The sequence below is a fragment of the Novosphingobium kaempferiae genome (assembly GCF_021227995.1).
In the GTDB taxonomy this organism is placed as follows: domain Bacteria; phylum Pseudomonadota; class Alphaproteobacteria; order Sphingomonadales; family Sphingomonadaceae; genus Novosphingobium; species Novosphingobium kaempferiae.
Genome location: NZ_CP089301.1, coordinates 4,603,918 through 4,617,831, shown reverse-complemented (window position 1 = coordinate 4,617,831; position 13,914 = coordinate 4,603,918). Strand labels below are relative to the sequence as shown.

The 13,914-nt window shown below is 68.7% G+C and carries 11 protein-coding genes; 5 read left to right on the top strand and 6 right to left on the bottom strand.

The genetic code is table 11. From position 1 onward, the window contains the following. The first annotated feature begins 65 nt into the window (after window positions 1-65). Entirely contained in the window at window positions 66-2,006 is a 1,941-nt protein-coding gene (locus LO787_RS20920) for a M61 family metallopeptidase (RefSeq protein ID WP_232492909.1), read from the top strand. Between the two features lie 174 nt (window positions 2,007-2,180). Further along, the gene (gene ppa, locus LO787_RS20915; protein ID WP_232492908.1) at window positions 2,181-2,723 is read left to right on the top strand and encodes an inorganic diphosphatase; all 543 of its coding nucleotides are present in this window, start codon (window positions 2,181-2,183) and stop codon (window positions 2,721-2,723) included. A 102-nt stretch (window positions 2,724-2,825) separates the two neighbouring features. Here ppa and LO787_RS20910 read toward each other — a convergent pair whose 3' ends face one another. From LO787_RS20910 to LO787_RS20900, 3 genes are all read right to left on the bottom strand, one after another. Then, window positions 2,826-3,575, bottom strand: coding sequence for an SDR family NAD(P)-dependent oxidoreductase (locus LO787_RS20910; protein WP_232492907.1), 750 nt, complete (start codon window positions 3,573-3,575; stop codon window positions 2,826-2,828). Between the two features lie 248 nt (window positions 3,576-3,823). After that, window positions 3,824-5,023: an amidohydrolase family protein gene (locus LO787_RS20905; RefSeq protein ID WP_232492906.1), complete on the bottom strand. Its 1,200-nt coding sequence runs from the start codon at window positions 5,021-5,023 to the stop codon at window positions 3,824-3,826. A gap of 104 nt (window positions 5,024-5,127) precedes the next feature. Further along, window positions 5,128-6,165 carry an AraC family transcriptional regulator gene (locus tag LO787_RS20900; protein ID WP_232492905.1) on the bottom strand — a complete coding sequence of 346 codons (1,038 nt, stop codon included), beginning with the start codon at window positions 6,163-6,165 and terminating at the stop codon, window positions 5,128-5,130. Between the two features lie 114 nt (window positions 6,166-6,279). On the opposite strand from LO787_RS20900, the gene LO787_RS20895 reads away from it, so the two are divergent. The 3 genes from LO787_RS20895 to LO787_RS20885 all read left to right on the top strand — a co-directional run bounded on the left by LO787_RS20895 (window position 6,280) and on the right by LO787_RS20885 (window position 11,318). After that, a complete protein-coding gene (locus LO787_RS20895) occupies window positions 6,280-7,338 on the top strand; it encodes a hypothetical protein (RefSeq protein ID WP_232492904.1) in 1,059 nt (352 codons plus the stop codon). Window positions 7,339-7,422: 84 nt separating this feature from the next. Continuing rightward, entirely contained in the window at window positions 7,423-8,274 is an 852-nt protein-coding gene (locus LO787_RS20890) for a sulfurtransferase (RefSeq protein ID WP_232492903.1), read from the top strand. Window positions 8,275-8,366: 92 nt separating this feature from the next. Then, the gene (locus LO787_RS20885) at window positions 8,367-11,318 is read left to right on the top strand and encodes a CHAT domain-containing protein (RefSeq protein ID WP_232492902.1); all 2,952 of its coding nucleotides are present in this window, start codon (window positions 8,367-8,369) and stop codon (window positions 11,316-11,318) included. Window positions 11,319-11,460: 142 nt separating this feature from the next. Here the strand turns inward: LO787_RS20885 and LO787_RS20880 are convergent, their stop codons facing one another. The 3 genes from LO787_RS20880 to LO787_RS20870 all read right to left on the bottom strand — a co-directional run bounded on the left by LO787_RS20880 (window position 11,461) and on the right by LO787_RS20870 (window position 13,729). Further along, a complete protein-coding gene (locus LO787_RS20880; RefSeq protein ID WP_232492901.1) occupies window positions 11,461-12,006 on the bottom strand; it encodes a glutathione peroxidase in 546 nt (181 codons plus the stop codon). A gap of 72 nt (window positions 12,007-12,078) precedes the next feature. Further along, window positions 12,079-13,038: an NAD-dependent epimerase/dehydratase family protein gene (locus LO787_RS20875; protein ID WP_232492900.1), complete on the bottom strand. Its 960-nt coding sequence runs from the start codon at window positions 13,036-13,038 to the stop codon at window positions 12,079-12,081. Window positions 13,039-13,042: 4 nt separating this feature from the next. Then, window positions 13,043-13,729 (bottom strand): glutathione S-transferase family protein, encoded by a 687-nt coding sequence (locus LO787_RS20870; protein WP_232492899.1) that lies wholly within the window; start codon window positions 13,727-13,729, stop codon window positions 13,043-13,045. Between the last annotated feature and the right edge of the window lie 185 nt (window positions 13,730-13,914).

Here is a 13,914-nt window from a genome sequence, read left to right as displayed (position 1 = left end):
GGTCCCGCCATTTTGAGGGGATTGGATGGTTGCCAAATGCGGCAACAAGCGCAAAGAACCGCGTAATGAAGACTTTGATCGCGGGCGCGACCCTCCTCACCTCCCTGCTGCTGTCCACTTCGACCTTCGCGCAGGATGCCACCCGTTCCACCCCGATGGCGCCGCCGCTGCCCCCGGCGATGCCCGCCGCGCAGGACGTGCCCTATGCCGGGCCGATCGACCTGAAGATCAATGCGAGCGACGTCACGCGCGGCGTCTACCGTGTCACCCAGACGATTCCCGTGGCGGCGGGCGCGCGCGACCTGATCCTGCTGCAGGCGGGCTGGCTGCCGGGCAACCACTCGGAAACCGGGCCTTACGGCCTGCTCGCCGACATCCATTTCTACGCCGACGGGAAGGAAATCGCCTGGGTGCGTGACACTGTCGCCGTCAACGCCTTCCGCCTCGCGCTGCCCGAGGGCACGAAGCAGGTCGTCGCCAAATTCGTCCACACCTCGCCGCTCCAGTCGAGCGAGGGCCGCATCACGATGACGCAGGAGATGCTCAACCTCCAGTGGGAGAAGATGAGCCTCTACCCGGCGGGCTATTACACGCGCGGCATTCAGTACAAGCCGACCGTGACCTTCCCCAAGGGCTGGCAGGTCTTCACCGCGCTCGACGGGTTCAAGCGGACCGGGGACACGGTGACGTGGAACACGATCGATTTCGAACGCCTCGTCGATTCGCCGATCTTCGCAGGGCTTCATTCGCAGCGCTGGGATCTGGGGCAGAACGTGTTCATGGACGTCGTCGCCGACGAGCCCAAGCTCCTTGCCATCAAGCCCGAGAACCTGCAGACCTACCGCAACCTCGTGACCGAGGCGACGACGACGTTCGGTTCGCGCCACTTCGACCACTACGACTTCCTGCTCGCCCTGACCGACCGCATGGGCGGCATCGGGCTGGAGCACCACCGGTCGAGCGAGAACCAGCAGGAGCCCAAGTCGTGGATCGACTGGGACGGCATGGACTGGGACCGCAACGTCATCTCGCACGAGTTCGTTCATAGCTGGAACGGCAAGTTCCGCCGCGGCGCCGATGCATGGACGCCGGACTACCAGCAGCCGATGCAGAACACGATGCTGTGGGTCTACGAAGGCCAGACGCAGTTCTGGGGCTACGTGCTGGCGGCGCGCTCGGGCGTGCAGTCGCGCGGGATGGTCATGGCGATGTTCGCGACCGCCGCGGGCAAGTATGCCGAAGGCACTCCGGGCCGCGCATGGCGCTCGGTCGAGGACACCGTGAACGCGCCGCAGCTGATGCGCCGCCGCCCGCTGCCCTACACCTCGCTCACCCGCTCCGAGGACTACTACGTCGAGGGCGCGCTGGTCTGGCTGGAAGCGGACCAGATCATCCGCCGGGGCACCAAGGGCGCCAAGGGCCTCGACGATTTCGCCAAGGCCTTCTTCGGCGTGCGCGATGGCGATTGGGGCGAAGTGACCTACGACTTCGACGAAGTCGTGAAGGTGCTGAACGGCGTCTACACTTACGACTGGGCGAACTTCCTGCGCACGCGCCTCTACGCCACCAACCAGCCCGCACCGCTGAACGGCGTACAGATGGGCGGCTACAAGCTGGTGTGGAAGGAGCAGCCCAACGTCTACGACAAGGGCATCGCGGAAGAGCGCAAGACGCTCGACCTCACGTATTCGCTGGGCATGTCGCTCAACAAGGACGGCGATGTCGTATCGACGCTGTGGGACGGCCCGGCCTACAATGCGGGTATCGTGAACTCGACCAAGATCGTCGCGGTCGGCGGACGTGCCTACGACAAGGACGTGCTGCGCGACGCGATCACCGCCGCCAAGACGTCGAAGGCGCCGATCAGCCTGCTGGTCAAGCGCGGCGACGTCTACCAGACCATCGAGATCGATTACCACGGCGGCCTGCGTTACCCCTGGCTGGAAACCACTTCGCCGGGCAAGACCAATGGCCTGGACAAGTTGCTGACCGCACGCGGTAAATAAGCATCGCAGACAGTTCCTCGCCGTCCCGGATCAGTCCGGGACGGCGATTTCCACCACTTACGGGCACATTTCGTCCGAAATGGCTGTTGCGACGCAATAAAGGCGACGCTAAGCCCCCGCATCGTGATGCCTCGGCACGAAGATGAGCCGCGCTCGTACTAAAGAAGGACAATTATGCGCATCGACATGATTCCCGTTGGCGACAATGCGCCGGAGAGCCTCAACGTCATCATCGAAGTTCCCGTCGGCGGCGAACCGGTGAAGTACGAATTCGACAAGGCGTCCGGCGCCCTCTTCGTCGACCGCATCCTGCACACGCCGATGCGCTATCCGGCGAACTACGGCTTCGTGCCGCACACCCTGTCGCCCGATGGCGATCCGCTCGACGCGCTGGTCGTCGCCCGCTCGCCCTTCATCCCGGGCTGCGTCGTCAAGGTTCGCCCGATCGCGGTGCTGAACCTCGAAGACGAGCATGGCGGCGACGAGAAGCTGCTGTGCGTGCCGATCAATTCGACCTTCCCGTACTACTCGCACGTGAACGAGAAGGAAGACCTGCCCGACATCGTCTACCAGCAGGTCGAGCACTTCTTCACCCACTACAAGGACCTGGAGAAGGAAAAGTGGGTCCGCGTCGGCACCTGGGGCACCGCCGCCGACGCTCGCCGCATCGTGCTGGAAGCGATCGAGCGCTACGAAGAGACCAAGGTCGACGCGTAAAGAGATAGCAGAGTCCACTTCCCCATGTGGACGGGGGCCGGCAGCGCAAGCTGACCGGCCCCTTTGCTTGTCTGGGTCATACGCTCGCAATGACGACGGAAATCAGCTCACCACGCGCCCGCCGTTGACGCCGATGGTCTGGCCGGTGACGTAGCCCGAAGCCTCGTGGCACAGCCAGGCGCAGGCGTTGGCGATGTCGCCGGGCTCGCCCATGCGGCGAACCGGAATGGTCTGGAGCAGCACTTCGGTCGGGATCTGGAAGCGCTCGCGGTTGGCCTCGGACATGATCGTGCCCATCACCGAGCCGGGCGGGATGTTGTTCACGGTGATACCGTAAGGTCCGAATTCCTGGGCCATCGAGCGGGTCATCGTCACCACCGCGCCCTTGGACGAGGAATAGCAGATCATGTTGATCGCCCCCGTCTGCGCCGAGGAAGAGGAGATATTGACGATGCGGCCCCAGCCCGCGTCCTTCATGTCCTTGATGACCAACTGGGTCATGACCATCGGCCCGCGCACGTTGATGGCGTAGACGAAGTCCCAGCGCTCGTCGGTCAGTTCCTCGAACGGGGTGAAGTCGGTCACGCCCGCGTTGTTCACCAGGATCGAGATCGGCCCCAGCGCATCGCGGCACTTCGCCACGGCGGCAGCGGCCTGTTCGCGGTTGGAGATGTCCGCGCCCAGCGCGATGGCGGTGCCACCCGCGTCCTTGATCGCCTGCACCGTGTCGGCACAGCGCTCCTCGTCGAGATCGAGCACGCCCACCGCAATGCCGTCCTGCGCCAGCCGCTTCGAACAGGCCGCGCCGATCCCGGCAGCCGCGCCGGTGACGATGGCAACACGGTAGGTCATGCATTCTCTCCTGAAGCTGTTTGCGGCGCAGGCTTACCGACAATCGCCGCAGGCAGAAGCGGAGAGCGGGGGCGAGGTGCAGAATCCGCCGGGGCGTAGCGTCGGTGGTGGCTTCGACAAGCTCAGTCTGAGCGGATTTGAGAAATTACCTTTAAATCCCGCTCAGGCTGAGCTTGTCGAAGCCCCCGCCGCAAGCGCCTGCCTGAAAACCGCCAGCGGTCCCGGGTCGAGCCCGGGACGACGATACCTCACACCTCGATACGGTACAGCTTCGCAGCATTACCGCCCAGCACCTTCACCTTCTCCGCATGGGTCAGGTCGCCCATCCGCCCTTCGAGGTTCTCGATCGGATAGAGCCCGGTGGGATGCGGGAAGTCGGTCTCGAACAGCACGTTGTCGACGCCCACCTTGCGCACCATGTCGGCGGCGTTCTGCCCGGTCTCGAACCAGAAACAGGCGTAGAAGTTGCTCTGGAAATACTCCGAGGGCTTCTTCTCGAAATTGCGCCCCTCGGCGATCTCGACGAGCTGGTAGTCCAGCGCCTCCATCATGAACGGCACCCAGCCGATGCCGCTCTCCACCGAGACGAACTTGAGCTTGCGGAAGCGGTCGAGCAGCCCCGAATAGATGAGGTTCGCCACCACCTTGCCGTTGTTGAAGAAAAGCATCGCGCCCGAGATGCCCGACCGCAGGTCGCGCGTCAGCGAGGGCCAGCCCTGCTGCCCCATCCAGTCGATAGAGGTCTCGGAGGCGCCGATGTGGAAGTTGATCGGCATCTCCAGCCCCTCGCAGGCTTCCCAGAGCGGATACCAGTGTTCGTTGGCGAGGTCGGGGATCTTCTCCCCGTCGAGGTCGACCAGATGCGGGTCGGAATTGATGTTGATGCCGCGCAGGCCCATCGCCGCGCAGCGCTCGGTCTCCCTGATGGAAAGGTCGACATCCCACCACGGCAGCAGCGCCATCGGGAAGAAGCGGCCGTTCGATTCGGCCTGCATTTCCGCCACGGCATCGTTGTAGATCTTCACGCAGGCCAGGCGCAGATCGGCATCCACCTTCGCCGCCGCCTGCCCGCCGAAGCCGAGGATGTTGGGATAGACGATCTGCGCGAAGATGCCGCACTCGTCCATCACCTGCAGCCGCTCCCTCAGCGAAGACGAGCCGACATGGACATCCTCGAACTGGAGCTTCAGGAAGTCGTCGAGCACCCGCACCTTGCCGCCGTCCTTCAGGATCGCGCTGTTGGGATGCGCGCCGGTGCCGATCGACTTGTCGCCATCGATCACCCAGCAGCGCTGGCCGTTCAGCATCTTCACCTGCGGCACCCGGTCCCGGATCGAGGCGGGCGCGCGGCGGGTCCACATATCATGCGGTTCGGTGAGGTGGGTGTCGGCGTCGATCACCTTGTAGGCGGTGTCGGCGTGCGGACGATCGAGTGCGGCAGTGGCCATGGTCTTCTCCCGTGTTCGTGGTTGAAGACTGCTTCCTCCCGTCGGCTGCTGCGGAGAAGTCCCGTGCCCCCACCTGCCTTGACCGATCGTCCAGCGACGCGGGCTCAGTGCGGCTTGCTGCGCACCGCCAGCACATGACCGGGGGCGATGCGTTCCGCCTTCGCGCCTGTCACCTGCGGCCGGCTGCGCTCCGCCCGTTCCCGCGCTCCCGCAAGCAGGGCGCGGAACGAGGGCACCGGGGCGGCACCGGCGCGGGCGATGCGGGCGGCTTCGCGCATCTGGCTCGGCGTCACGCCGAAGTGGCGGCTGAACCGGCGGCAGAATGCAGCTTCGGAGCCGTACCCCGCCAACTCGGCGATCTCGGCGATCTTCATGCGCCCCTGCCGCAGCAGCATCGCGGCGTGGTCCATGCGTCGCTCCGCCACCAGTTCCATCGGCGCCTTGCCGACCCGGCCGGAGAACTGCGCGGCGAAGTTGGAGCGCCCCATGCCCACCGCGCGGGCGAGCGATTCGACCGTCCACGGCTGCGCGGGGCTGGCGGAGATGAGCTGGATCGCCTCCTCCACCGGATCGCGCTTCTCACCCGAAAGGATGCTGCGACAGGCCGGATCGGCACGCAGTCCCGCGACCATCACCGCCTCCGCCAGCCGCGTGAGCAGCGCCGTCGATCCCGCGCCCATGCCCGACAGTGCCAGCGCATCGGCACGGAGCAGATCCACCCCCACGCGCAGCAGCGAGGGGAGCCCGGCGCGCGAGACTCCATCCGGCCATGTGGCGCGCAGGCGACCGCTCAGCACCCGCGCCCGCACGCGTCCCTCGCCGAAGCCGCGCACCAGCGGCAGGTCACCGCAGCCGTCACCGCGCAGGGCATCGTGCGGGCGGGTGGAGGCGCTCGCGTCGGTGCGCAGGGCATGGGCCTCTCCCGACAGCACCATGGCGACTTCGCCCGGCCCCAGCAGCGCCATCGCGCCGCCCGCGCAGGCCAGCCGCACCGAACCGTGGATCACCGCATGGAAGAAGACTCCGTCGCCCCCGGCCACGGCGCACCCCGCGCGGTCCGCAAGGTCGGCATAGCACCAGGTCCGCCCCGACAGGCGCAAGTCTCCCAGCAGCTCGGACAGGCTGAATCCCGCAGCAGGCATGTGTCTCTCTCCCGCCGATCCCGTGGACGATCGGTCGCGTGCGGGGAGGATATGGGATTGCGCAGGACGGTCAATCCGCGCGAAACCCCTGCTTAAATGCAGGGAGAGAGAAGCATGCGGCAGGTGGAGGTGGTGATCGACGTCAGCGACGCGGTGGGCCTCGGCATCGCCGCAACGGTGAGCGCCAGCGTCGTCCTGCCCGACCCGCAAGCGCTGGGCGAGCGCCCCGTCGTGTGCTTCGCCCTGCCGAGCAGCAGCTACGCGCGCGGCTACTACACGCACGAGTTGCCGGGCCCAGGCAAGGGCGCGCAGGCGAGCTTCCACGCGGCGCGCGGCTGGATCTTCGTCGCGCTCGACTGGCTGGGCTGCGATTCAGCGGGCGGCATCGACCCGGAGGATCTGGGCTACGCCGCGCTCACCGCCGCCGCCCATGCCGCGCGCGAGGAGATCGTTCTACGCCTCGCCAACGGCGTGCTGGCGCCCGACTATCCGCCGGTCAGTGCCGCCTGCGTGATCGGGATCGGCCAGTCGCTGGGCGGAGCGCTGCTGATCCACCAGCAGGCGCACCGGCGCAGCTTCGACGGGATCGCGGTGCTCGGCTTCAGCGCGATCCATTCGCACCCCACCACGCCGCCGGGCGGCGCTCCCGTCACCGTCGCCTGGTATCCGCGCGACGCCCGGCTGGAGGACTGCGCCGAACCGCTCAACGCCGCGCTCCTCGCCGAAGCGGGCGGCGCGGCGGCGCAGGCCGCTTGGGAGGCGATCGCCTGGGGCTTCCACTACGACGACGTACCCGCCGACGTGGTGGAGCAGGATCTCTCCCACTACGAAGGCATCGCGCAGGGCGGCGAGCCGGACGCGCCTTCGCCGCCATGGTATGCCCGGCGTACCCCGCAGCGAGCCGCGCGTTCCACGCTCACGCCCGGCGTCGTCGCCCCGGAAGCCGCCGCGATCACCGTCCCCGTCCTTGCCGCGATGGGCGAACGCGACCTCGTGCCAGACCCGCGTGCGGAGCCCCGCGCCTATGCCTCCTCCCCCAGCATCGATGTGTTCGTCTGCCCGCGCATGGGCCACGTCCACAACATGGCGGGCACCCGCGCGCTGCTGTGGGAGCGCATCCACGTATTCGGAGAGTGGGCAGCATCGATGAAAAGCACCGTCAGATCGACCTAAATCATCGACTCCCCCGGCCGCAGGGCCTATCCTCTTATATGTTCACCAAATCACATATACTTTGCCGGGGGGCAGGGAAAATCGATGGCCTACGAAACGTTGATCGCGGTCGACGCGCTCAAGGACATGCTCGCGTCGGGTTCCGACGTGCTCGTCTTCGACTGCGAGTTCGAACTCGGCGCACCTGACAAGGGCGCGGAAATCTACGCGAAGGGCCATATTCCCGGCGCACGCTACGCCCATCTCGACGAGGATCTCGCCTCCCCGCCCGACGGCGAAAACGGCCGCCATCCCCTGCCCGCGCGGGTGGCGCTGGTCGCCTGGCTGCGCTCGCAGGGGTTGCGCAAGCAGCAGCAGGTCGTCGCCTACGACAGCAACGGCGGTGCGTGGGCGGCGCGGCTGTGGTGGCTGCTGCGCTGGCTGGGCCATGCGCCGGTCGCGGTGCTCGACGGTGGCAAGCCTGCATGGATGGACGCCGGGCTGCCGCTGGAGACCGGCTCTCCGCAGCCGTCCGCCTCAGGCGATTTCGAGCCGGGCGAACCGCTGGTGCCCACGCCCGTCAACGCCGCCGACGTGCTCGCCAACATCGAGACGCAGGATGCCCGCGTGCTCGACGCGCGCGATCCCTCGCGCTTCGCGGGCAATCCCAATCCGCTCGACCCGGTGGCGGGGCACATCCCCGGTGCGCGCAACCACTTCTTCCGCGACAACCTGGGCCCTGACGGCCGCTTCCGCCCTGCCGATGAACTGGCCGAAGCCTTTACCGCCGTGCTGGGCGACGAACCGGCGATCCTCCAGTGCGGATCGGGCGTCACCGCCTGCCACAACGCGCTCGCCATGGCAGTCGCGGGGCTCCCCGCCGGGCGGCTCTACCCCGGATCGTGGAGCGAATGGATCGCCGATCCCGCCCGCCCCGTCGCCACCGGGTCCGAGTAAGGTCCGGAACGGGTCCATGACAGCACTTGTTCATTGCATCGCAGGGGAAAGGTGCGCCATTTCCGTCACCTGACGCGAGTATAGGGACAGGCATGCGCAAGGCGCTCTGCGCGATATTGCTGGCGACGACGGTGGCCATGGCCACGCCCGTTGCGGGAAGCCGGGCGGCGACGCCCCTGCCCGCCGTTGCCCTGACTGCTGCTCCCATGCCTGCCGCTACCGACGAACTGCGCGAATTGCGCGGCTACGACACTACCGGAGACCCGGAAACGGCGCTGCGCCACGTCGAGGACGTGCTCGCCCGCGCCGCGCGCACAGGCCGCAGCGACCCGGTGGACCTGCTCTACGCGCAGGCGGTGCGCGCCCGCGCGCTGTCCTCGCTCGACCGCACCGAGGAGGCACTGGCGCTGTTCCGGCAGGTCGATGCCGGGCTTGCGGCACGCAAGGCCCCGGTCACGGCGGAGCGCGCCAGCCTGCTGCTCCAGATCGGCTCCGAACTCGGCGCGCTGGGCAAGCTCGACGAGGCGCAGGACTATACCCAGCGCGCGCTCGACCTCGCCGACCGGGTCGCGGGCAGGCAGAGCCCGGAATATGCCGATGCGCTCTACGGCCTCGCCCTGCTCGACTACCAGCGCGGCGCGCAGGCCACCGCGCTGCCGCGCATCGCCGAGGCGCTGTCGATCGCGCGCGCCCACGCGACGGCGACGGGCGAGAACCTCGACAGCGTGGTGGTCTACGGCGTCAGCCTCTCGGCGCTCCAGCTCAACGTTTCCGATGCCGAGACCGCCGTCGTCACCGCGCGGGACATCGCCGCGTGGGCGGAGGAGCGGTTGCCCGAGAACCACCGCCTGCGCGTGCAGGCCACCCAGCAGCTCGGCGCGATCCTGTCGGAAGCGGGGCAGTATTCGCAGGCGATCCCGATCCTGCGCGCCACGCTGGAAAAGCGCCGAGCGATGCTGCCTGCGGGCGATCCCAAGATCGCGATGTCGCTCCACGCGCTCGCCTACGCGCTCGACAACTCGGGGATGCGGGCGGAAGCCGGGCCGCTCTACGACCGCGCGGTCGAGATCTTCGAGGCCAACCCCGACCGCATCCAGGCCAACGGCCTCTCCACCATGATCGGCCAGCAGGCGCGCGTGGCGCAGTGGGAGGGGGACGAGGCGCGCGGCCTTGCCCTGCGCGAGAAGGCGCTGGCGACGGCGCGCCGCTATTCCGCCTCGCCCGAAGACCCGATCGTGCTGGCGGCCGAGAACAACCTCGCCTCCGCACTGTTCGACGCCGACCGCGATGCGGAGGCCGCGCCACTGCTCGCCCATGTGCGCGCCAACCTCAAGGTCGGTCCCACCGCCCGCCAGCGCATCTCCGCCGAGCTGCTGGCCGCCCGGATCGAGGCGATCCGCGGCAGCAATGCGCAGGCGGTGAGCGACCTCGGCGAAGCGCTCGCCCCGCTGCGCACCCGCCTGCTCGACCGGGCGACCGCGCGCGGCGACGTGCTCTCGATCGCGGCGGAATCGCGTGCGGCGTTCATGCAGCTTGCCCGCATCGCCAGTCGCGGCCCGGCGCAGGACCGCGCCTTCGACGCGCTGCAGATGGCCAACCTCGGCGACCTGCAGGGCGCGTTCTCGTCGCTCGCGGCCTTGCAGGACGAATACGGACCGGAGGCGCGCGAGGCGATCCGCAGCTACCTCGCGCTCGCCGCGCAGGGGCGGCAGTTGCACAAGCGGCTCGACCGCGCGCTGGTCGCCGGGGATCAGGCGGCGACGCGCAGCCTTCAGGCCGAAGTCGCGGCGAGCGACGCACAGCTGCGCGAGGCCGATGCACGGCTGGCGGCGCTGGTGCCGGGATACCGCGCGATCACCGCCGTCGAGCCTGCCCGCCTTGCCGATGCGCAGGCGCGGCTCAGGCGCGGGCAGGGTCTCCTGCTGATCGGCAGCGACGAGACCGGGCTGGTGACGCAGCTCGTCACCCATGACGGCGTGGTCTCGGGCGAGGCGGGGGTGTCCGGGCGGCACCTGATGCAGTTGCAGCAGCGCCTGCGCGCCTCGGTGGAGAACGGGCTGCTCGACGAGGACGCCGCCGGGTTCGACCGGCAGGCCGCGTTCGAGCTGTTCCGCCTGATCTTCCCCGACCCCGTGCGCAAGGCGCTGCGTTCGGTGCGCGAGCTGGAAATCCTCGCCCCCGGCAGCCTTTCGACGGTCCCCTTCGCCGCGCTCGTCACCCGCACGCCGGAGGGGGCGGACACCGATCCGCAGGCGCTGCGCCGCACCCGCTGGCTGGCGCGCGATCTGGCGACGAGCGTGATGATAAGCGCCGAGCCGCTACCCAGCCGCCCCGCCGTGGCGGGCCGCAAGCTGACCTTCGCGGGCATCGGCGCGCCGGTGCTCGGGCCGCCGACGCTGCTGGCGATGCGCTCCGCCCCGCGCGTGAAGGCGGGCGACGTAGGCGTCAAGGCGCTGGCCGAACTCGGCAGCCTGCCCGATGCGGCGCTGGAACTGCGCACCATGGCGAGCCGCTTCGACGGCGGCAGCCAGCTCCTGATCGGCGCGGACGCGACCGAGACTGCGGTGAAGGCCGCCCCGCTGGAGCAGGCGCGGGTGATCGCCTTCGCCACGCACGGCCTCGTCGGCGGGGCGCTGCGCGGGGTGGTGGAGCCGGGCCTCGTCATGACCCCGCCGCGCGTGGCGACGCCGCTCGACGACGGGCTGCTGACCGCTTCGGAAGTGGCGCAGCTGCGGCTCGATGCGGACTGGGTGATCCTCTCCGCCTGCGACACCAGCGCGGGCGACAGCGAGAACGCGCCGACCTACTCGGGCCTCGCGCGCGCCTTCATATCGGCGGGATCGCGGGCGCTGCTGCTGTCGCACTGGCCGGTGCGCGACGACGTGGCCGGACGACTGACCCTGCGCACGCTGGAAGGCGCACGCAAGGGCCTCTCCCGCGCCGAAGCGCTGCGGCGCGCGCAGCTCGAAGTGCTGGAAAGCGGCGACGTTGCGGGTGCGGCGCACCCGGCTACATGGGCGCCGTTCGTGCTGGTGGGGGATTGAGGGGCGACCTCGGCGCGGGCCGCTGTGGATTGCTTCGCTGCGCTCGCAATGACGAGCGAAAGGCCTATCACGCACTGCTTCGTCATTGCGAGCGCAGCGAAGCAATCCAGGGCGGCATCGCGCCGCCCCGGCATACGCAGCCTTACTTCGCCAGTTCGGCCTCGATCGCGCCGGTCAACAGCGGATCCTTGGGGTCGGTGCCCGGCGCGAAGCGGCCGGCGACCGAGCCGTCGCGGGCGATCAGGAACTTCTCGAAGTTCCACAGCACTTCGGGATCGTCGTTCGGGGTCATGCCGTAGCCGCGGAACTTCTCCTTCATGCCCTCGACGTCGCCCTGCTTGGTCGGCACCGCCTCGGTCAGCGCGGCGTAGAGAGGCTGCTTGGCGTCGCCGGTTACGTCGGCCTTGGCGAAGAGCGGGAACGAGACGCCGTAGTTCAGCTTGCAGAACTCGACGATCTCCTCGTGCGTGCCGGGCTCCTGCGCGCCGAAGTCGTTGGCGGGGAAGCCGAGGATCTCGAAGCCCTTGCCCTTGTACTCCTCGTAGATCGCCTCGAGGCCCTCGTACTGCGGAGTGAGGCCGCACTTGGAGGCGACGTTGACGACCAGCAGCACGTTGCCGGCGTGATCGCCCAGCGTGTCGGGCTTGCCGTCGATGCGGGTGAGCGGGATGGAGGCGAGATCGGCCATTCGAGATTCTCCCAGAAGTTGCGTGCGGTTTATGGGGCTGCGGTGTGACCGCCGCAAGGCTGTCCGGCCCGACTACGCCGTCGCGTCACCGAGGACCGGTGAAATCCAGTCGGGATCATGCGCGAAGGGCATTTCCGCTCCGTCGCGCAGGGCGGCGAGGATCGCGGCGAAGTCTGTCCGCGCGCGCCAGCCGAGCAGGCGCTCGGCCTTCGCGGGATCGTAGACCCGCTCGATCCGCTCGGGCAGCACCCACCCAGCGCGGGCGTAGAGTTCGGCGGCATCCGGGAAGTACCGCGCGATCACCGCAGGCGCATCGACCGCCAGTTCGACCGCATCGGCGCGGGTGAACGGCGGCGGGGCGGAGAGGACGAAAGTCTCGCATCCCTCGGCCCGCTCCAGCGCGGCGAGGTGCGCCAGCGCAGCGTCGCCCACGGTCAGGCGGCGGTTGAGGAATTCGTTGGCCTTGAGGTTCGGGCCGGAGGGGATGGCATGGGTGTCGTCGTCCTCGGGAAAGAAGCGCCCGGTGCGCAGGATCGCCACCACCATGCCGCTTTCGCGCGCGATCAGGCGGCACATGTCCTCGCCCGCGCGCTTGGTCACGCCATAGACGTTGCGCGGAGCGATCGGGCCGAAATGCTCGTCCATCCACCACGCGCCCGCCTCCCCCGCCCCGGCGCGCACGTCGTCTCGGACCATGAGCGAAGTGGTGGAAGTGAACAGGAACCGCGCATGCCCCGCCTCGACCGCGGCCTCCAGCAGGTTCAGCGTCCCGGTCACGTTGACGTCGACGAAGGCCTGCCGGGGGAAGCGCACGATATCCGGCTTGTGCAGCGCGCCGGAGTGGACGATCGCCTCGATCCCGTGCTCCGCCACGGTGCGGAACACCAAAGCGCGGTCGGCGACCGACCCGATCACCGAAGTCGCCGCGCCCGGAGCCACGTCGAGGCCGACGACCGTGTGCCCCTTCGCCTCCAGCAACGGCGCGAGGTGCCTGCCGAGCCAGCCCGAGGAGCCTGTCAGCAGCACTCGCATTGGTTCAGGCCTGCACGCGGTAGTCGGCGATGATCTCGCCCGCCTCGGCGATCTCGGCCTCGTGGCTTTCCTCGCGCCATGTCTCGGCGAGGGCTTCCTGCTCCCACTGGAGCATCGCCGGGTGGGCGAGCATCGCATCGACCCACGCCTGCCCGCCGCCGACATCAAGGCCATAAGTGCGGATGCGGAAGGCGACCGGGGCGTAGAACGCGTCGACCGCGCTGAACGCGCTTCCCGCCAGCCACGGGCCGCCGAAGCGGTCCAGCCCTTCTTCGAACAGTTCGCGCACGCGATGCACCTCGCGCACCAGCGCGCCGCTCATCGGGCGTGGCTTCACGCGCACGCCCACGTTCATGGTGCAGGCGCTGCGCAGCGCCGGGAAGCCCGCGTGCATCTCGCATACCGCGCTCTGGGCGAAGGCGCGCGCGTCCTCGTCCTGCGGCCAGACACCGGGGTGGCGGTCCGCCAGATAGAGCGCGATGCCCAGCGAATCCCACACCGTGCGATCCTCGTCGATCAGCGCGGGCACCTGTCCGGTGGGGGAGAAGCTGCGGAAGGCGTCGTAGTTCACCGGCATCGTGAAGAGCTCAAGCTCATCCTCGAACGGGATGGCGAGCGCCTTCATCAGCACCCAGGGGCGCAGCGACCAGCTGGAATAGTTCCGGTTCGCGGTGATGAGGGTGTAGGTCATGGATGGTTTCCCTGCGAAGAGTGGGCGAGGGATAACGCGAACTTGCTGCGGTGGCGAGAGGGTGACAGTTCCTCCCCGAGCTTGTCTCGGGGAGGTGGCAGCCCGTCAGGGCTGACGGAGGGGGAATTGCCGGGCCTCTCCCCCTCCACCACCGACTGCGTCGGCGGTCCCCCTCCCCGAGACAA

Bases quoted from the DNA above. Each gene is read 5' to 3' on its own strand.
- LO787_RS20880 (WP_232492901.1), bottom strand. From the start codon at position 12,006: ATGGCCGATCTCGCCTCCATCCCGCTCACCCGCATCGACGGCAAGCCC.
- LO787_RS20870 (WP_232492899.1), bottom strand. From the start codon at position 13,729: ATGACCTACACCCTCATCACCGCGAACCGGAACTATTCCAGCTGGTCG.
- ppa (WP_232492908.1), top strand. From the start codon at position 2,181: ATGCGCATCGACATGATTCCCGTTGGCGACAATGCGCCGGAGAGCCTC.
- LO787_RS20920 (WP_232492909.1), top strand. From the start codon at position 66: ATGAAGACTTTGATCGCGGGCGCGACCCTCCTCACCTCCCTGCTGCTG.
- LO787_RS20905 (WP_232492906.1), bottom strand. From the start codon at position 5,023: ATGGCCACTGCCGCACTCGATCGTCCGCACGCCGACACCGCCTACAAG.
- LO787_RS20900 (WP_232492905.1), bottom strand. From the start codon at position 6,165: ATGCCTGCTGCGGGATTCAGCCTGTCCGAGCTGCTGGGAGACTTGCGC.
- LO787_RS20890 (WP_232492903.1), top strand. From the start codon at position 7,423: ATGGCCTACGAAACGTTGATCGCGGTCGACGCGCTCAAGGACATGCTC.
- LO787_RS20875 (WP_232492900.1), bottom strand. From the start codon at position 13,038: ATGCGAGTGCTGCTGACAGGCTCCTCGGGCTGGCTCGGCAGGCACCTC.
- LO787_RS20885 (WP_232492902.1), top strand. From the start codon at position 8,367: ATGCGCAAGGCGCTCTGCGCGATATTGCTGGCGACGACGGTGGCCATG.
- LO787_RS20895 (WP_232492904.1), top strand. From the start codon at position 6,280: ATGCGGCAGGTGGAGGTGGTGATCGACGTCAGCGACGCGGTGGGCCTC.
- LO787_RS20910 (WP_232492907.1), bottom strand. From the start codon at position 3,575: ATGACCTACCGTGTTGCCATCGTCACCGGCGCGGCTGCCGGGATCGGC.